Annotated in this window: 19 protein-coding genes and 2 pseudogenes; 8 read left to right on the top strand and 13 right to left on the bottom strand. The window is 69.3% G+C overall.

Features of this window, described 5'->3' with window-relative positions; all coding sequences use genetic code 11:
• Positions 1-44: 44 nt before the first annotated feature.
• From ABZ370_RS41065 to ABZ370_RS41055, 3 genes are read right to left on the bottom strand one after another with little or no spacing between them, the layout of a single operon-like run.
• Positions 45-458, bottom strand: a complete 414-nt coding sequence (locus ABZ370_RS41065; RefSeq protein ID WP_358632667.1) for a RidA family protein — start codon at positions 456-458, stop codon at positions 45-47.
• Positions 455-1,342 (bottom strand): IclR family transcriptional regulator, encoded by an 888-nt coding sequence (locus ABZ370_RS41060; protein ID WP_358632664.1) that lies wholly within the window; start codon positions 1,340-1,342, stop codon positions 455-457. Before ABZ370_RS41060 ends, ABZ370_RS41065 begins: the two co-directional genes overlap by 4 nt.
• The gene (locus ABZ370_RS41055; protein WP_358632661.1) at positions 1,339-2,481 is read right to left on the bottom strand and encodes a sugar kinase; all 1,143 of its coding nucleotides are present in this window, start codon (positions 2,479-2,481) and stop codon (positions 1,339-1,341) included. The genes ABZ370_RS41060 and ABZ370_RS41055 overlap by 4 nt, the downstream gene beginning before the upstream one ends.
• A gap of 138 nt (positions 2,482-2,619) precedes the next feature.
• On the opposite strand from ABZ370_RS41055, the gene ABZ370_RS41050 reads away from it, so the two are divergent.
• On the top strand, positions 2,620-3,936 hold the full coding sequence (locus ABZ370_RS41050; protein WP_358632659.1) for an amino acid deaminase: 1,317 nt from the start codon (positions 2,620-2,622) through the stop codon (positions 3,934-3,936).
• 46 nt (positions 3,937-3,982) lie between these two features.
• The gene (locus ABZ370_RS41045; protein ID WP_358632656.1) at positions 3,983-5,605 is read left to right on the top strand and encodes a D-aminoacylase; all 1,623 of its coding nucleotides are present in this window, start codon (positions 3,983-3,985) and stop codon (positions 5,603-5,605) included.
• Between the two features lie 7 nt (positions 5,606-5,612).
• On the opposite strand, the gene ABZ370_RS41040 is transcribed toward ABZ370_RS41045, so the two are convergent.
• On the bottom strand, positions 5,613-5,984 hold the full coding sequence (locus ABZ370_RS41040) for a VOC family protein (RefSeq protein WP_358632653.1): 372 nt from the start codon (positions 5,982-5,984) through the stop codon (positions 5,613-5,615).
• Between the two features lie 124 nt (positions 5,985-6,108).
• On the opposite strand from ABZ370_RS41040, the gene ABZ370_RS41035 reads away from it, so the two are divergent.
• Positions 6,109-6,561 carry a hypothetical protein gene (locus ABZ370_RS41035; protein ID WP_358632650.1) on the top strand — a complete coding sequence of 151 codons (453 nt, stop codon included), beginning with the start codon at positions 6,109-6,111 and terminating at the stop codon, positions 6,559-6,561.
• Between the two features lie 19 nt (positions 6,562-6,580).
• Positions 6,581-7,378: a hypothetical protein gene (locus tag ABZ370_RS41030; protein ID WP_358632647.1), complete on the top strand. Its 798-nt coding sequence runs from the start codon at positions 6,581-6,583 to the stop codon at positions 7,376-7,378.
• Between the two features lie 110 nt (positions 7,379-7,488).
• Here the strand turns inward: ABZ370_RS41030 and ABZ370_RS41025 are convergent, their stop codons facing one another.
• Positions 7,489-8,097: a YdcF family protein gene (locus tag ABZ370_RS41025; RefSeq protein WP_358632645.1), complete on the bottom strand. Its 609-nt coding sequence runs from the start codon at positions 8,095-8,097 to the stop codon at positions 7,489-7,491.
• Between ABZ370_RS41025 and ABZ370_RS41020 the strand changes: the two genes are divergently transcribed.
• Entirely contained in the window at positions 8,096-8,353 is a 258-nt protein-coding gene (locus ABZ370_RS41020) for a hypothetical protein (protein ID WP_358632642.1), read from the top strand. The two genes, ABZ370_RS41025 and ABZ370_RS41020, sit on opposite strands and share 2 nt — an antisense overlap.
• Positions 8,354-8,368: 15 nt before the next feature.
• On the opposite strand, the gene cyaB is transcribed toward ABZ370_RS41020, so the two are convergent.
• Positions 8,369-8,926, bottom strand: coding sequence for a class IV adenylate cyclase (gene cyaB / locus ABZ370_RS41015; RefSeq protein WP_358632639.1), 558 nt, complete (start codon positions 8,924-8,926; stop codon positions 8,369-8,371).
• 16 nt (positions 8,927-8,942) lie between these two features.
• Positions 8,943-9,791, bottom strand: a complete 849-nt coding sequence (locus ABZ370_RS41010) for a helix-turn-helix transcriptional regulator (protein WP_358632637.1) — start codon at positions 9,789-9,791, stop codon at positions 8,943-8,945.
• A gap of 162 nt (positions 9,792-9,953) precedes the next feature.
• Here ABZ370_RS41010 and ABZ370_RS41005 point away from each other — a divergent pair, with 162 nt between their 5' ends.
• A complete protein-coding gene (locus tag ABZ370_RS41005; protein ID WP_358632634.1) occupies positions 9,954-10,355 on the top strand; it encodes a hypothetical protein in 402 nt (133 codons plus the stop codon).
• Here the strand turns inward: ABZ370_RS41005 and ABZ370_RS41000 are convergent.
• Positions 10,332-10,571, bottom strand: a pseudogene (locus ABZ370_RS41000) (IS5/IS1182 family transposase); the annotation flags it as partial. The gene ABZ370_RS41005 and the pseudogene ABZ370_RS41000 sit on opposite strands and share 24 nt — an antisense overlap.
• 123 nt (positions 10,572-10,694) lie before the next feature.
• Positions 10,695-11,129, bottom strand: a complete 435-nt coding sequence (locus ABZ370_RS40995; RefSeq protein WP_358632631.1) for an Rrf2 family transcriptional regulator — start codon at positions 11,127-11,129, stop codon at positions 10,695-10,697.
• A 128-nt stretch (positions 11,130-11,257) separates the two neighbouring features.
• Between ABZ370_RS40995 and ABZ370_RS40990 the strand changes: the two genes are divergently transcribed.
• The gene (locus tag ABZ370_RS40990; protein ID WP_358632629.1) at positions 11,258-12,007 is read left to right on the top strand and encodes an SDR family oxidoreductase; all 750 of its coding nucleotides are present in this window, start codon (positions 11,258-11,260) and stop codon (positions 12,005-12,007) included.
• Positions 12,008-12,180: 173 nt separating this feature from the next.
• Here the strand turns inward: ABZ370_RS40990 and ABZ370_RS40985 are convergent, their stop codons facing one another.
• From ABZ370_RS40985 to ABZ370_RS40970, 4 genes and pseudogenes are all read right to left on the bottom strand, one after another.
• Positions 12,181-12,657, bottom strand: coding sequence for a hypothetical protein (locus ABZ370_RS40985; RefSeq protein ID WP_358632626.1), 477 nt, complete (start codon positions 12,655-12,657; stop codon positions 12,181-12,183).
• Between the two features lie 21 nt (positions 12,658-12,678).
• Complete coding sequence (locus tag ABZ370_RS40980) at positions 12,679-13,347, bottom strand: Type 1 glutamine amidotransferase-like domain-containing protein (protein WP_358632681.1); 669 nt, start codon at positions 13,345-13,347, stop codon at positions 12,679-12,681.
• 67 nt (positions 13,348-13,414) lie between these two features.
• The gene (locus ABZ370_RS40975) at positions 13,415-14,470 is read right to left on the bottom strand and encodes an LLM class flavin-dependent oxidoreductase (protein ID WP_358632623.1); all 1,056 of its coding nucleotides are present in this window, start codon (positions 14,468-14,470) and stop codon (positions 13,415-13,417) included.
• 28 nt (positions 14,471-14,498) lie between these two features.
• A pseudogene (locus tag ABZ370_RS40970) lies at positions 14,499-14,641 on the bottom strand (GNAT family N-acetyltransferase); the annotation flags it as partial.
• A gap of 188 nt (positions 14,642-14,829) precedes the next feature.
• Between ABZ370_RS40970 and ABZ370_RS40965 the strand changes: the two are divergent.
• Positions 14,830-15,306 (top strand): hypothetical protein, encoded by a 477-nt coding sequence (locus tag ABZ370_RS40965; protein ID WP_358632620.1) that lies wholly within the window; start codon positions 14,830-14,832, stop codon positions 15,304-15,306.
• The last annotated feature ends 4 nt before the right edge of the window (positions 15,307-15,310 follow it).

Here is a 15,310-nt window from a genome sequence, read left to right as displayed (position 1 = left end):
GGGGTTCGAGACCCCGCCCGCGCCCGGAAGTTCTTGAGGGGCGCTCAGCCGGTGACGGCGAGCGCGTCGATCTCGACGAGCAGCCCGGCGGGGAGGCCGACGTAGATCGTCGTACGGGCCGCCGGGACCTCCTTGAGGTCCGCGAAGAACTCGTTGTAGATCTCGTTGAACTCGGCGAAGTGGCCGGTGTCGGTGAGGTAGACGCGGATCATCACCACGTCCTCGTAGCTCGCCTCGCCCGCCTCCAGCACGGACTGCACGTTGCGCAGGGTCTGCAGGGTCTGCTCGCGCAGGGACGGCCCGACCGGGGCGGGGGCCTGGCCGGGGACCGCGGGGCCGAAGCCGACCTGACCGGCGACCTGGAGGATGTTGCCCTTCTTGACGCCGTGCGAGAACTTGGCGGGCGGGGCGGTGTGGGTGGCCGGGGTGATCGCGGTCTTCTGCGGCTGCTCGGTCATGAGGAGGGTTCCTCGGCTCTCTTCTCGGGTGTTACTTGCGGTCGTGCACCGGGGGTAACTTCAGGCGGTGCTTCGGGTGTTCCTTGTCCACTGGACGCTCCACCGGACGGCCCGTCGGACGCGCCACCGGGCGGCCGGGCCGGGGCGCCGCCCGAGTACTCCCGGCTGATGTCGTCGGCGGTGCGGCGCACCGCGGGCAGCAGGGTGAGGAGTTCGTCCGCGGTGACGACGACGTTCGGCGCCGACACCGAGCACGCGGCGACGACGCGGCCGTCCGCACCCCGGATCGGCGCCCCGACGCAGTTGATCGACTCCTCGTGGCCGCCGAGGTCGGTGGCCCAGCCCTGTCCCCGTACGGTCTCCAGCTCCCTCAGGAACGCGGTCGCGTTCGGGGTGGAGCGGGCCGTGTACGCCGGGTACGGGAGCCGTTCGGCCAGCGTCCGCCGCTCGGGCTCCGGCAGGTCGGCCAGCAGCAGCTTGGCGACGGCGGCGACCGTGATCGCGACGGGTTTGCCGATCCGCGAGTACATCCGCACCGGGTAGCGGCTCTCCACCTTGTCGATGTAGAGGACCTCGTTCTCCTCGTACACCGCGAGGTGCACGGTGTGTCCGCACCGCTCGTTGAGCGCGACCAGATGGGGGTGGGCGATCTCCCGTACGTCCAGGTTCTCCACCGCCTCCTGGGCGAGCGCGAAGAGGCGGGCGCCGAGCCGGTAGCGCTGGTCCCGCTGGCGGTAGACCATGCCGTGCTCGTGCAGCGTGCGCAGCAGCCGCAGTGCGGTCGACTTGTGCACGCCCAGCCGCGAGGCGACCTGCTCCAGGTTGGCGGGTCCCTCCGCCAGCAGGGGCAGGATGCTCAGCGCTCGGTCGACGGTCTGGCTCATGGGTCGGTTACCTCCACCACCGCGGTATCGGACCCCGTTCCCGCCGGGTTCGCCCAGCCGGGGCCGCATCGCAGTGTGCCCCACTCGGCGGCGTCCAGGGTCACCAGCCGGTCGGCGTACGCGCGCGGGGGCGGGGTGCCGAGGTCGCCGGGGACGGTGAGGGCGGCGGCCGCCATCAGATGGCCGTGGCGCAGCCGCTGCGCGACGGGCAGGTCGCGCAGGGTGCCGGAGAGGAAGCCCGCGGCGAAGGCGTCGCCCGCGCCGACCGGGGCGACGACGTCCACGCGCAGGGCGGGCGCGAAGGTGACGGTGTCGGCTCCGTCCGCCCCCCGCGCGTACGCGGTGGCCCCGTCGCTGCCCTGCTTGACGACCAGCACCTCCGGCTCGGGCAGGGCCTCACGGATCGCGTCCGCGCCGCCGCGTATGCCCCAGGCGGCCGCCGCCTCGTCCTCGCCGACGAAGACCAGGTCGCAGCCGCGGGCGAGGTCGAGCAGCACGGACGGGCCTTCGTCCGGGGCCCGGTCCTCCCAGAGCGACACGCGGTAGTTGAGGTCGAAGGAGACCAGGGGGCGGCCGGGGGCCCGGGTGGTCAGCTCGCGCATCAGGGCGAGGCAGTCGGGCGAGAGGGCCGGGGTGATGCCGGTGAGGTGGAGCACCCGGCCCGACCAGGTCTGCATCCGCGGCATGAGCGCCGGGGACATGGCCGCGGCGGCCGATCCGGCCCGGTAGTAGACCACTTCGGCGAGCGGCTGCTCGCCATCGTCTTCCGTGGACGGCTCGGCCTCTTCCGCGGACGACTCGGCCTCGTCCGTGGACGGCTCGGACCCCACGGCCCGCTCGCCCGCCGTGCGGAAGTAGATGCCGGTGGGGCGGCGCGGGTCGCGCTGGACGCGGCCGACGTCCACCCCCCTCGCCGCGATCTCCGTCAGCAGATGGTCGCCGAAGCCGTCGGTGCCGACCCGGCTGAGCCATCGCACGCTGTGCCCCGCGCCCGCCAGTCCGCACGCCACGTTGGACTCGGCGCCGCCGATCCCCCGCGCGAAGGCGGGCACGTCCGCGAGGCGGCCCGGCCGGGACGGCACGAACGTCACCATCGACTCGCCGAGGCACACGACGTCGACATTCGGGACTGGGCGCACGATGGGTCTCGCTCCTCGCGGGTGGGGGTATGGCACACACCGTTGACCGGTTGCTTGGCGGGATGTTAAACAGCGCTAAGCGTTATACGCAATGGACGTTGCAGAGAATGCAACCAGAAATGTACGGGAGGCTCCTCCATGGCCACCGACCACCGCGAGCGCGCCGCCGCGCACTCCGACGCGCACCCCGCCGTCGCCCAGCTCGCGCAGGAGCGTGTCGACCACCGCTTCAAGGGGCTGCCGCCGAGCGCCGGCGGCCGCACCGTGGGTGAGCTGGCCGCCGAACGCCGCTCCCTGTTCACCGGTGGCTTCACCACTCCCGTACTCGTGCTGTCCGCCGAGGCCCTGGAGCACAACCTCCTCGCCATGGAGCGCTACTCCACCGCCCACGGCCTGGCCTTCGCCCCGCACGGCAAAACCTCCATGGCCCCGCAGCTCTTCGAGCGCCAGCTCGCCCACGGCGCCTGGGGCATCACCGCCGCCGTCCCCTCCCACGTGCGGATCTACCGCGCCTTCGGCATCCAGCGGATCTTCCTCGCCAACGAGGTCGTCGACGCCGCCGCCCTGGAGTGGCTGGCCGCCGAACTCGACGCCGACCCCGGCTTCCGCTTCGTCGCCTACGTCGACTCCGTACGCGGCGTCGAACTCATGGACGAGGCCCTGCGCCGGGCCGGGGCCGGGCGGCCCGTCGACGTCGTGGTCGAGCTGGGCGCGGGCGAGGGCGCGCGCACCGGGGTCCGCACCGAGGCCGAGTGCGCCAAGGTCGCCGACGCGGTCGCCGCCACCGGGACGCTGCGGCTGGTCGGCGTCGCGGGCTACGAGGGCGAAGTACCGAAGGCCGACGGCGAACGGGTACGGGCCTGGCTGCGCCGCCTCACCGCACTCGCCGCCGACTTCGACGCCGCGGGCCGCTTCGACGGCGTCGACGAGGTGGTGGTCAGCGCGGGCGGCAGCGCCTGGTTCGACGCGGTCGCCGACGTCTTCGCCGAACTGCCCGCGCTCTCCCGGCCCGTGCTGAAGCTGCTCCGCTCGGGCGCGTACGTCTCCCACGACGACGGCCACTACCGGCACATCACCCCCTTCAACCGCGTCCCGGAGGAGGGCGAGCTGCACCCCGCCTTCCGCCTCTGGGCCCAGGTCGTCTCCAGCCCCGAACCCGGCCAGGCCTTCCTCAACGCGGGCAAGCGGGACGCCGCGTACGACCTCCACCTGCCCGAACCGCAGCTCGTCCGCTCCGCCCGCGACGGCTCCGTCCGCCCCGCCCACGGCCTCGTCGTCACCGGCCTCTCCGACCAGCACGCCTGGGTCACGGTCGCCGAGGGCGCGGAACTGGAAGTCGGCGACTGGGTCGCCCTCGGCCTCTCCCACCCCTGCACCAGCTTCGACAAGTGGCAGCTGATCCCCCTGGCGGAGGCGGACGGCACGGTCACGGACTACATCCGCACGTTCTTCTAACCCAACGGCAGCACCTGCCCACAGCCGTGAGAGAGGCAAGGGGACGATGGACCTCGTCATCCGCGACGCACGCGTCATCGACGGCACCGGCGCCGCCGCCTACCGGGCCGACGTGGCCGTGGACGGCGGCCGCATCGCCGCCGTCGTCCGCGAGGGCGGCGGTCCGCGCCCCGGCGCCCGCCGCACCGTGGACGCCGACGGCCTCGCCCTCTCCCCCGGCTTCATCGACATGCACGCGCACAGCGACCTCGCGCTGCTCCGCGACCCCGACCACTCCGCGAAGGCCGCCCAGGGCGTCACCCTCGAAGTCATCGGCCAGGACGGCCTGTCGTACGCGCCCGTCGACGACCGCACGCTCGCCCAGATCCGTACCGCCATCACCGGCTGGAACGGCGACGGCTCCGACATCGACTTCACCTGGCGCACCGTCGGCGAGTACCTGGACCGCCTCGACCACGGCTTCGACGGCCAGGGAATCGCCGTCAACGCCGCGTACCTCGTCCCCCAGGGCACCGTCCGCATGCTCGCCCTCGGCTGGGAGGACCGCGACGCCACGCCCGCCGAGATCTCCCGGATGAAGGACCTCGTCGCCGACGGCCTCGAACAGGGCGCCGTAGGCCTGTCCTCCGGCCTCACCTACACCCCCGGCATGTACGCCACCGACTCCGAACTCACCGAGCTGTGCCGGGTCGTGGCGGCGTACGGCGGCTACTACTGCCCGCACCACCGCTCCTACGGCGCGGGCGCCCTGCGCGCGTACGAGGAGATGGTGGCCCTCTCCCGCGAGGCGGGCTGCGCCCTCCACCTCGCCCACGCCACCATGAACTTCGGCGTCAACAAGGGCCGCGCCCCCGAGCTCCTCACCCTGCTCGACACCGCGCTCGCCGACGGCGCCGACATCACCCTCGACACCTACCCCTACCTCCCCGGCTGCACCACCCTCGCCGCCATGCTGCCCAGCTGGGCCGCCGAGGGCGGACCCGACGCGATCCTCGCCCGGCTCCGGAACGACACGGAGGCCGCGCGCATCCGCCACGTCATGGAGGTCGAGGGCGCGGACGGCTGCCACGACGTGCCGATCGAGTGGGACGCGATCGAGATCTCCGGCGTGAGCGACCCGTCCCTGAACGGCTACATCGGCAAAACGGTCGCCGCGAGCGCCCGCGAACACGGCGAGGAGCCGTGGACCACCGCCCGCCGCCTGCTCCTCGACGACCGGCTCGGCTCGACGATCCTGCAGCACGTGGGCCACGAGGAGAACGTCCAGGCGATCATGAAGCACCCCGTCCACACGGGCGGCAGCGACGGCATCCTGCACGGCGCCAAGCCCCACCCCCGGGCGTATGGCACCTTCCCCCAGTACCTCGGCCGCTACGTCCGCGACCTGGGCGTCCTGCCCCTGGAGGAGTGCGTGGCCCACCTCACCGGCCGCCCCGCCGCCCGCCTCCGCCTCCCCGACCGAGGCCTGATCCGCGAGGGCTACCGCGCCGACCTCGTCCTCTTCGACCCGGACACGGTCGCGGCGGGCTCCACCTTCGCAACCCCCCGCACCCTCCCGACGGGCATCCCCCACGTCCTCATCGACGGCCGCTTCGTCATCGAGGACGGCCACCGCACGACCACCCTGGCAGGCCGCACCGTACGCCGCGTCGCCCCGCGCCAGAATTGAGTCGGCCTCAGCGTGGCCTGGTCAGGCAGAAGGGATGCCCGGCCGGGTCGGTGAGGACCCGCCACCTGGCTCCGCCCGGTTGGCCCTCCGGCTTCGCCGCACCCAGCTCCAGCAGCTCGGCCTCGGCGTCGTCGAGGTTGTCGACCTCGAAGTCGAGGTGGAACTGCTGGGGCACGGTCTGGGCAGGCCAGAGCGGGGGCCGGTAGTCGTCGACCCGCTGGAAGCCGATGACGGGCCCGCCCTGCTGGGTGAGGGCGGCGAAGTCCCGGTCGCTCGCGGGGTGCGGTTCAAGTCCGGTCGCCCGCTGATAGAACGCGGCCAGCGCTTCGGGATCGGCACAGTCGAGCGTTATCGCTGTCAGCTTCATCTGCGGGGGCATGGCAACTTCCTGCCCCACTAAATCCGTTGTCCACCTCGTGACTCGCCAGTAACCTTCCCCTCGTGCGACGACAACCCGTCAGATCGCACACCAACGGGGAATAACGGGGTGTAAATCCATGCGCATGCGCACTTTTCTGGTATCGGCCGCGTCGGCCGCACTCATAGCCGGAGGCGTGACGGCCACACCGGCGATGGCCGCGCCGTCCGGGCAGTCGGCGCCGTCCGCGGTCGGTACGTACATCACCAACGGTGACCGCGTCCACGTCTCCAGCACACCGCCGCGGACCGCGTCCGCGCACGGTTGGTGGATCAAGGTCAGCGGGGCGGGGACCAAGGCCAAGGTGACCATCTGGCTCCAGATGAAGAAGAGCAACGGCAAGTGGCGTTCGGTGGCGAAGGGCCAGAAGAACGTCAAGTCGGGCGGCGGCAGCTCGCGTCGGGCCAACGTGCGCAAGACCTGCGCGAACGCGCAGAAGCGGCAGTGGCGCAGCCTGATCGACGTGGACATCATTGGCGTCAGCGACTCGCCGGAGAAGGCGGTCACCAAGGCCGTGACGGTTCGCTGCGGCCTCTGAGCCACCGAGGAGTGACGACATGAGGGATGCCGGTCGCGGGGCCGCCAACGACCCCACGCTCATCGTGGGGCTGCACGGAACCCTGGACCGGCATCCCTGGTTCGAGCGCGCGAGCGCCGAATACGACCTCGACGAGGACGTCTTCAGCCTGGCCACCAAGCGGGCCACCGCGTACGGCTTCAGCTCGACTCTGCTCGGCCGGGCAGCGGCGGCCAACGCGGAACTCTGGGAGCACAACGACGCCGGTGGCGACTGGGCCCAGGACGGCCGGGTGCGCGAGCTGGCCTGGCTGCAGGCCCGCCTCCCGGCGCGGGCGCGCGGGCGGCGGCTGCCGCTGCTGCCCGTGGTCACCGTCCTCACCGACGCGCTGCGCCGCGTCGGCGCCGTACGCCTGACCGGTCTGCACGCGCTCGTACCGCTTCACGGCACGGCGGACGTCCGCGCCGAACTGGCCACCGTGGCCGACTGGTTCGCCCTCGCCGACCCGGACGGCGCGGCACAGCTCGCGGTGACGGTGTCGGCGCGGCCCTCGGCCGGGCTGTCCGGCCGGGCGACCGAGGTGTGCGAGGGGGCGCGGGCGCGGGTGTACGAGCGGATGAGCATCGAGACGTCCGACGCCCCCGGCGCGGACGCGGGGCTGGCGCGGCCCCTGGCCGGAGAGGTGCAGGCCGAGGGGATGCGGCAGGCCCTGGCCTTCCGGTGCGGGGCCCGCGAATGGTCCCCGGATGTCGCCGCCTGGACGGCGGAGGTCTTCGCCGACGCCCTCCGCGACGGCGGTACGGCCGAGCCGGTACTGATCACCGTTTCCGTCGTCTGAGCCGGTCGCCTCGCGCCCCCGACCGCCCAGCTCCGCCTCCACGAAGCCCGCAGATGCCGCTACGCGTCCTCGACACCGGCCACGGCGATCCGTGACATCACGTCCTTGGTTCAGCAGCGCCATGCGCCGTCAATGCGATCTGCATCACGGAAGCTTCCATCGCCGACTCGGCGGGACACTTCTTCCCATTCCCGCATCACCCTTGGCCTGCCCTCCGAATGGACAGGCCAATCGGTGCGCGTGACCGGCCTATCCGCGTAAATCGGCTCCCATGAGATGGCGTGAAAAGGGCCGATCTCGGGGAGTAGCGTCGCAAGGGAATGGAGTGTGCGACGGTGGTACCACTTGCCGATGGCCGTGATCCTCAATCCGGATTCCAATGCTTCCCGCAGATACGGAAGAGCAAGCTCCACGTTCTTCCATGTATTAACGGATTGATCCTCGCAGCGAATGACGACATCGGGCACCCCGCGCTCAATGAGAAGCCTGCGGAACTCCCTGGCTTCCACAATGCGGTTGTGGCGGTTGATACCGCCAGTCGCGATGATGAGCGGAGCCAGCCCCTGATGGTACCGTTCGGCCGCGATCTCAACGGGTTGAGCCTGATTGGTTCCGAAGATGAGATGAGCGGTAGGCAGTTCCACCGGGGGCGGCGCCTCGATGTCCACGAACGTGGTAACTTCGCCGACCTGGCCACCGTCCAGACCTTCGCTACTCATGCACGATCATCTCCCTCAAGCGAGAATCATATTCGGCAGCCTGTCGGGTGTCAGCAAAATCTCGCTTGAGAACCTGATTGAATTTACCAGCAAGAACCACGGTGGGCCATGCGGGCCGGTCGCCATTGAGGGCGGCATGCGCAGCGGAAACAGCCTCATCGACGGCCGCTTCGTCATCGAGGACGGCCACCACACGGCCACCCTGGCAGGCCGCGCCATCCGCCGCGCCGCCCCGCACCAGACCGGCCACGGCTGATGGGTGGGCGAAACTTCAGGTGCGGTGGGCCGAGACGGCGTCGGTGTAAAGCTCTGTCGTCAGGTCGCTCTCGGGGATGCCCAGCTCCGAAATAATCGAGCGTACATCGGCAAGGGCAGCCGATAGCTCGCGATCCTCCTGGACCAGGGTCTCGACCTCCAGGAACGTGCCCTCGATCTCCGGCACTTGCACCAGGGTGGCCAGCACATGCCGACCACGGAGGCTGAAGTCGTAGTTCACGCATCGCTTCTGAAACGCGAGTACGGGAACGAAACCGAGACCTCGAAGTATGGCACCGACGGCGTCAGGGTCTTCGACACGCGTTTCGTGTTCCGGCTTCGACCCTGACCCTTCATCGACGCGGGCGCCCTTGTACGTGAGCACGGATCGACTTGAATCGTCTCCGCGAATGGTCCGGACCCGCAACTCCCGGTCCTGCGCCCCGAGGTCTCCCGAAGGAGCATCGTAGTAGGTGTCCTGGTACACCTCGATCCGCGCATCCGTGAGCCGGTCCAGCCGCATGCTTACGGATTCAGGATCACGAACTCGCGCTTTCAGCTCGGCCTCGATCAAGGTCTACTCCCTCCGTTCAGATGACACGAATTCCGTCATTGACCATGGACTCGAACATTCGCTGGAATCCCCGGAACAGGGGGCCCTGTGGCCCTTCCACGACCTTGTAGGCAGCCGACTCATGCCCTTCCCAGCCGACGTCGAAGGTCGAAACGAACATGGTGTCATCTACGCGGATAACGCGCCAGGTCGGCCGCATGTCATATCGATACAGGCGCAGGTCGCAGACATCGGAGAGTTCGCGTAGTCGCGTTTCAGAGAGCGCAATGCCTGCTGCCAGTGATTCGGGAGACTCACCAATCTCCGCTGCCCGCTCGACCAAAGCCGGGGATTCAGGGTCGAGCAGCAAGACTCGTACGCGAGGCCGCCGCCCTACCGGTCGGGCGAGGGAAGCGCGGAGAAGTGAATCCTTCAGCCCAATGAGCCCGAGGCCACGCACGGCGAGCACGTCCAGTTCTTCCGCCGAAGCCGCGAGCTGCTTGATGTCCTCCGACGCGGCAACCTGACGAGCGTACACGTGTACGACCTCCGGAAAGGCTGCCAAGGCGAACGCCCTATCGCCGCCTCTCCCTTGGCGTATCGCCGCAAGGCCCATCAACTGCCGAGCATCATCCGGCATGCCCAGCCCGTCCGCGATTCGTTCGAACACGTCAAGCCGAGTGACCTCCCTCTTGCCGTTGATGATCTCGTTCACCCGCGCCTGGGTCATGGTCACAGCCGCCGCGATCCTGGCCTGGCTCACCCCGCCGTATTGCTGGACGCGCCGAAAGACCGCCCCTACATCGCGCCCGCGCAGCGCCTTGCGTACTTCAGCTCTTTGCCAGGCCCACTCGGGCAGTTCGATGGGCACCAGCACCGTCGACATGACCCTCCCGCTTCCACCGTGGGATGAAGAACCATCCCACGGTGAGATTACCTCTCAGGTATCGATCTCGCACCAGCCTGCGTCGAATCCTGTCCTGATGAGAAATGAAAATGTGCATGCACTCGGATGGGCTGTTCACGACGCGCTCGCGGAGGTGAAGCGGTGACCGCGACAAACGGTCTACGGCTACTGCCGTGGTCAAGCCCCGAAGGCAAGCCATGTTTCCTGTCAACGGACGGCAGCAGCAGCCGGTTGAGCCGCAGGGCGGATGAGGTCGAGGACCTTCAGCTGTCCATGGGCGCCGAACTCCTCGGCCACGCCCGCGCGCTGCTGAATGACCGGAAGGCCGACGTCCGGGAAGTCCGCTTCCTCGCGGAGCGGCTGTGCGAAGCGCTGCGCGACGCACTGCGCGTCGCGGAGAGCCGGGGCGAACGCTTGCCCACACACGATGACGACAGTGATGCCGACCAGACGGGCGAAGACACCAAGCCGTCATGCGCGCCCTGCCACTGCGTCCACAATTCGCATGGTGAGAGATCACCAGCCCTTGTCACCGAGGAGTGAGTCGGGGTGGCGGCGCGGACGGCCGGGCCGTCCGGCCACGGGTGGGATGCCATCGACCAGGGCGACCTTGAACGGGTGCCGCGTCCGTCGCAGATCAGGTGGTGTTTGCTGCCCGTCTTCCGCCGGTCGACCGGCGACGGACCAGTATCGGCACCCCTTTTTCGCGCGGACGTGGGAGCCGTCCACGCACGCGCGGGACCAGTCGAGATCGCCGGCCAGGGCGGCAGCAGCGGCTCGATCAGCACCACTTCAACGGTCTTTGGCGTGACTGGTTGCCAGGCTATTCGCCGGCCTGAACATGGACGGGGATCTTGGTGATGTCAGGGCGTAACGGGGAGGCTAGCGAGGTGCCGCGAGTACGTCCCGGAGTACGTTCGCGAGCGTGACCCGGGCCAGTTCGTGTCTCAGGGTCTCCTCGATGCCCTCGTAGATGCCCTGCATCGCCGGCTGGATGCCGTAACCCACCACGCATCCCTGGTCCGGGGTGGTGCGGTGCATCGCGAACAGCGGGCCGGGTTCCACTGCCTCGTACACGTCGAGCAGCGTTATCGACCCCAGCTCGCGCGCCAGCGACCAGCCCGCGCCCACGCCCCGCCGGGACTCCACGAGCCCGGCCCTGCGCAGCTCGCCGAGCAGCCGCCTGATCACCACGGGGTTGGTGTTCGCGCTGGTCGCGATCTGCTCGGAGGTAGCGACCTCATGGCCCTGGCGCTGGTAGAGACCGATCCAGGCCAGCGCATGGGCGGCAATGGTCAACCTGCTGTTGGCACTCATGAACCCCTCCTCTCGGCCGCAACACTTCATGTTACGACAGCAGAGTCGTAACAACTAAGGTTGCAACAAGCTGTCGTAACAATTAGTGTTGCGACTGCCGGGAAGCATCAACCAACGAGGTGGGAAGCATGAGCAAGCCACTCACGGGCAAGGTCGCCCTGGTCACCGGGGGGTCGCGCGGGTTGGGAGCCGCGACCGTACGACTGCTGGCCGAGCAGGGCGCTGACGTCGCCTTCACCTATGTCAGCTCCGAGAAGCAGGCACAGGTTGTCGTCGACGAGGTGTGCGGCAAGGGAGCGAAGGCCGTCGCCTTCCAGTCCGACCAGGCGGACATGAGTCGGGCGCCGGCGCTGATCGACGACGTGGTCGCGCACTTCGGCGGCCTGGACATCCTCGTCAACAACGCGGCGATCTCCGCGGGTGGCACGGTGGACGACCCTGCCGCCGACACTGCCGCACTGGACCGGATGCACGCCACCAACTACCTCGGCGTGATCGCCGTCATCCGGGCCGCCTCCCGCGTGCTGCGCGCGGGCGGCCGCATCGTCACGGTGAGTTCCGGAGTGGGCTCCCGGGTCGGTGTCCCGGGAGCTGCCGACTACGCGGCGACCAAGTCAGGGATCGAGAGGTACACCATGGGGGTCGCACGGGACCTCGGACCCCGGGGCATCACGGCCAACGTCGTGGAGGCCGGAATCATGGACGGCGGCATGGAAGCGCCGGACCCCGAGACCCTCAAGGCCCTGGTCAGCTCGCTGTCCCTGCAACGTATGGGTCACCCCGAAGAAATCGCCGCGGCGATCGCCTTTCTGGCGAGCCCCGCCGCGTCGTACGTCACGGGCGCGGTGCTGGACGCCCACGGTGGCTACAACGCCTGAACCGGCCCTGCCGCGCGCCCCGAAGGACTTCGCGCCCTCGGGGCGCGCACCGCCGACGCCCCGCGCGTGCGTGGACGTCTCAAGAAGACCGGATCGTGATCGCGTTACGAGCTTTAAGGCACGCCCCACCAGTGCACATCCACAAGATCGTGTTACGAGCTCTCAGGACAGGGTTATCGGAGCGGCCCTTGTTCGTCGATGAACACAGTGGGCGAGGACAGGAACACATCGGTGCTGACCGGGCCGTAGGCGATGTTGAACGTATCCAGCCAGTACGACCATCCCCGGATCCCCAGTGCACTGCTGAAGCGGTAGTTGAGCTGCCAGCGCACCCACTGGCCGGGGGCGAGTCGCACTGCCGGGGGCCGTCGCGGCCGGGGTGGCAGGGAAAACAAGGGCTGGACTCGCGGGAAGACCCGCAGTCGTCCGTCGGCTTCCCGGAGCTGGACATCGACTTTGGCGGGGTCTTCCTGGGTGGCATAGGGCTTGAAGCCGTCACGCTCTTGCATGCGAATCACGTGGGCGAAGGTGGTGGTCTCGACAGGTGGGAGAGCGAAGCCGATCGGGGTGCCGTTCCTGCGCGAGGCAGCCTCTCCTCCCCGGGACTCCTTCGTCCAGGATGTCCGTATCCACTGGACGGTGATCTCCATGACGTACTCCCGCCGTGTGGCTCACGGATGAAACCGCCACCGGCCTTCGGAGATGACGTCCACTTCATCGTCACTGACGCGAATAGCCGTGTCGTCGTCGATGAAATAGATCGGGAAGTCTGCCCGCTCGACGATGCGATCAGCCCAGGCGTCGTCCCGCTCCGGGAAGTCCGGCGAGTACAGGTGCGGCTTCAGATACCAGTCGAAGAGACCGAACGGCGGCTCCACCGTGGTGGCGCCGAGCACGTGCAGGTCCGCAGCATCCCCGATGACGTCGGCGGAATGTTCGGTGAGATTCCGGCTGAAGATCATCGATCCAGCGCTCACCCCCACATAGACGCGGCTCTCCAGGGCTTCCAGGAAGCCTTCGGCCAGACCGTTGCCGGTAATGCTGCGCGCGAAATGGTAGTGACTGCCGCCCCCGACATAAACGACGTCGGCGTGCAGCAGCCGGTCAAGCACCATCTGCCGAGGCAGTCCGTTCAACTCCAGGATGTCGAACTCCCGCCAGCCGAGGCCGTGCAGCCGGCTCATATCCGCGACGACCCACCCGTGGTCACCGGGCTCGGCGACGGATGCCGTGGGAACGTACACGACGTTCGCCGACTCGAACGGTTTTCCCAGCAGGTCCCGCAATGCATCCCGCAACGTCGCGTTACGCAGGCCACTCGCCGTCAACAGAAGATTCACCGGGCGAGCCAACCACGGCTGCCAGGCGCCCGCAATGCACCGGGCGACCGCCACCGCAGTCATCCGCTCAGGTGAGGAGTTTCGCGAACCGGGCCATCTCGGCGGGCGGGTCGATCACCGGCTGGATGAGGAGTTCGTCGATTCCGGCCTGTTCCAGGGCGGTGATGCGGGTGCGGAGGTCGTCGCGGGTCCCGACCAGGGCCAGGGTGTTCATCAACGAGGGCAGGACCAGGTCGCGGTCCTGAGGTGCGATGCGTCCGAGGTAGTTGGGGTAGAGCTTGGTGTGCCGGTCCGGTGCGGTGGAGGTGGTGCCGCGCCGGTCGAGGAGCCGCCGCACCGCCTCGCCTTCCTCAGGGCCGAGTTGCTCGGCGAAGGCGGGTGTGTCGGCGGCGAAGGCCAGGAATGACATGACGAGGTGGCCCGTGGCGTCCCGGGCCGGGTCGCCGTGGGGGTCCTCGTCCTCGTCGAGAAGGTGGAGCGAGGTGACCACGTAGGAGTCCGTGTGGGAGGCGGGGTCATGGGGCGTGGCCTGGGCGGCGTGGCGGCGGGCGTCGTGCAGCGCGTGCCAGGCGGTGGGGTCCAGCAGGCCGACGGAGATGAGGCCGGTGCCGCGGCGGCCGGCGACGGCGGCGGCCTCCGGTCCGCGCAGCGCGGCCACGACGAACTCGATCGGGTCGGCGGTGTGCACGTGCGCCCCGGCGTGCAGGAACCGGATGTCGCGGACCCGGTCACCTTCGCGATACTCCGTCGAACGTCCGGCGCACAGGTCCTGCAGTGCGGCGGTGAAGTTCTCCAGCCTGTCCGCCGTGGTCGGCCGCATGCCCAGGGTGCGCCGGGCGGTGTTTCCGGTGCCGACCCCGCAGATGATCCGGCCCGGTGCCAGGGCATTGAGGCTGGCCAGCCCGCTCGCGGTGGCCGGGGCCGAGCGCAGCGCCGGTGAGGTCACGCCGATGCCGAGCCTGATGCGGCTGGTGGCCTTCGCACACAGGCTCAAGGCGACGAAGGGGTCACCGTGGACCATCGGGGTGTCGTAGACCCAGAAGCTGCGCAAGCCCAACTCCTCGGCCCGCACGGCGAGGTCCTCCACACCGGGGTGCGCGGCGACAATGACGCCCGTACGCATCAAGACCTCCAAGAAGTGCGGATGGAATCGAATTCTCCTCCACGGCGAGTTCTGCCCTGCGCAAGCCACGCTCCTGATCCGCTGCCACAAGGTTCCAGCTCCCTCGGAAGCTTGGTAGTCGACGCCTCCGATCGCCACCGGGAGGTCGGCAGGGGTGCACACAGCCAGGTAGGACCTGGCCTTCCGGTGCGGGGCCCGCGAGGCGCGCCGGCTCTCCCGGGCAGGCACTCATGCCATGCGTCCGGGAGCGTTAGCCGGACGTTAGCGGTACGGCGGCGGTTCGACAGCGGCGGCCGACAGTCTTGTTCTCACGAGCCCGAAGCACCACTTCGAGCGATGAGAGAAAAACGGACAAGAACATGTCGCACACCGCCACGCTTCGCCGCTCCCGCACCGCCCGCAAGGCTTCCGCCGCCATGGTGATCGCCGTCGCGGCGCTCGGGCTCACGGCCTGTCAGGGCAACGACGCCGCCTCGTCGTCCCCGACCCACTCGTCCGCCTCCGCGAGTGCCCCGCAATCTTCCGGTACCAAGGGCGAGACCGGGGGCTCCGCCAACGACACGTCGTCGGGCACCGCCAAGAAGTCCGGCATGAAGTGCACCGACCAGATCAACTACGCGGGCGACCCCCGGGACAACGCCACCATCAACTCCATCGGTGAGGACACCGGGACCTGCCCGGAGCCCGAGAAGGGCAGCGCGTCGAAGGGCACCCCCGCGGACCCCAACACCAAGTGCACCGACCAGATCAACTACGCGGACGACCCCCGCGACAACGCCACCATCAACAGCATCGGCTCGGACACCGGCTACTGCCCGCCGGTCCAGGGCAAGTGAGCCC

Source organism: Streptomyces sp. NPDC005962 (genome assembly GCF_040629205.1).
Classification (GTDB): domain Bacteria; phylum Actinomycetota; class Actinomycetes; order Streptomycetales; family Streptomycetaceae; genus Streptomyces.
The sequence above is the reverse complement of the archived record's forward strand: the minus strand, read 5'-3'. Positions and strand labels throughout refer to the sequence as shown.

What these genes read in the sequence shown, in the direction of transcription:
- ABZ370_RS41035 (WP_358632650.1), top strand. Translation starts at nt 6,109, where the DNA reads ATGCGCACTTTTCTGGTATCGGCCGCGTCGGCCGCACTCATAGCCGGA.
- ABZ370_RS41025 (WP_358632645.1), bottom strand. Translation starts at nt 8,097, where the DNA reads ATGAGTAGCGAAGGTCTGGACGGTGGCCAGGTCGGCGAAGTTACCACG.
- ABZ370_RS40990 (WP_358632629.1), top strand. Translation starts at nt 11,258, where the DNA reads ATGAGCAAGCCACTCACGGGCAAGGTCGCCCTGGTCACCGGGGGGTCG.
- ABZ370_RS41030 (WP_358632647.1), top strand. Translation starts at nt 6,581, where the DNA reads ATGAGGGATGCCGGTCGCGGGGCCGCCAACGACCCCACGCTCATCGTG.
- ABZ370_RS41010 (WP_358632637.1), bottom strand. Translation starts at nt 9,791, where the DNA reads ATGTCGACGGTGCTGGTGCCCATCGAACTGCCCGAGTGGGCCTGGCAA.
- ABZ370_RS40985 (WP_358632626.1), bottom strand. Translation starts at nt 12,657, where the DNA reads ATGGAGATCACCGTCCAGTGGATACGGACATCCTGGACGAAGGAGTCC.
- ABZ370_RS40975 (WP_358632623.1), bottom strand. Translation starts at nt 14,470, where the DNA reads ATGCGTACGGGCGTCATTGTCGCCGCGCACCCCGGTGTGGAGGACCTC.
- ABZ370_RS40995 (WP_358632631.1), bottom strand. Translation starts at nt 11,129, where the DNA reads ATGAGTGCCAACAGCAGGTTGACCATTGCCGCCCATGCGCTGGCCTGG.
- ABZ370_RS41020 (WP_358632642.1), top strand. Translation starts at nt 8,096, where the DNA reads ATGCACGATCATCTCCCTCAAGCGAGAATCATATTCGGCAGCCTGTCG.
- ABZ370_RS41050 (WP_358632659.1), top strand. Translation starts at nt 2,620, where the DNA reads ATGGCCACCGACCACCGCGAGCGCGCCGCCGCGCACTCCGACGCGCAC.
- ABZ370_RS41060 (WP_358632664.1), bottom strand. Translation starts at nt 1,342, where the DNA reads ATGAGCCAGACCGTCGACCGAGCGCTGAGCATCCTGCCCCTGCTGGCG.
- ABZ370_RS41040 (WP_358632653.1), bottom strand. Translation starts at nt 5,984, where the DNA reads ATGCCCCCGCAGATGAAGCTGACAGCGATAACGCTCGACTGTGCCGAT.
- ABZ370_RS41065 (WP_358632667.1), bottom strand. Translation starts at nt 458, where the DNA reads ATGACCGAGCAGCCGCAGAAGACCGCGATCACCCCGGCCACCCACACC.
- ABZ370_RS40965 (WP_358632620.1), top strand. Translation starts at nt 14,830, where the DNA reads ATGTCGCACACCGCCACGCTTCGCCGCTCCCGCACCGCCCGCAAGGCT.
- ABZ370_RS41045 (WP_358632656.1), top strand. Translation starts at nt 3,983, where the DNA reads ATGGACCTCGTCATCCGCGACGCACGCGTCATCGACGGCACCGGCGCC.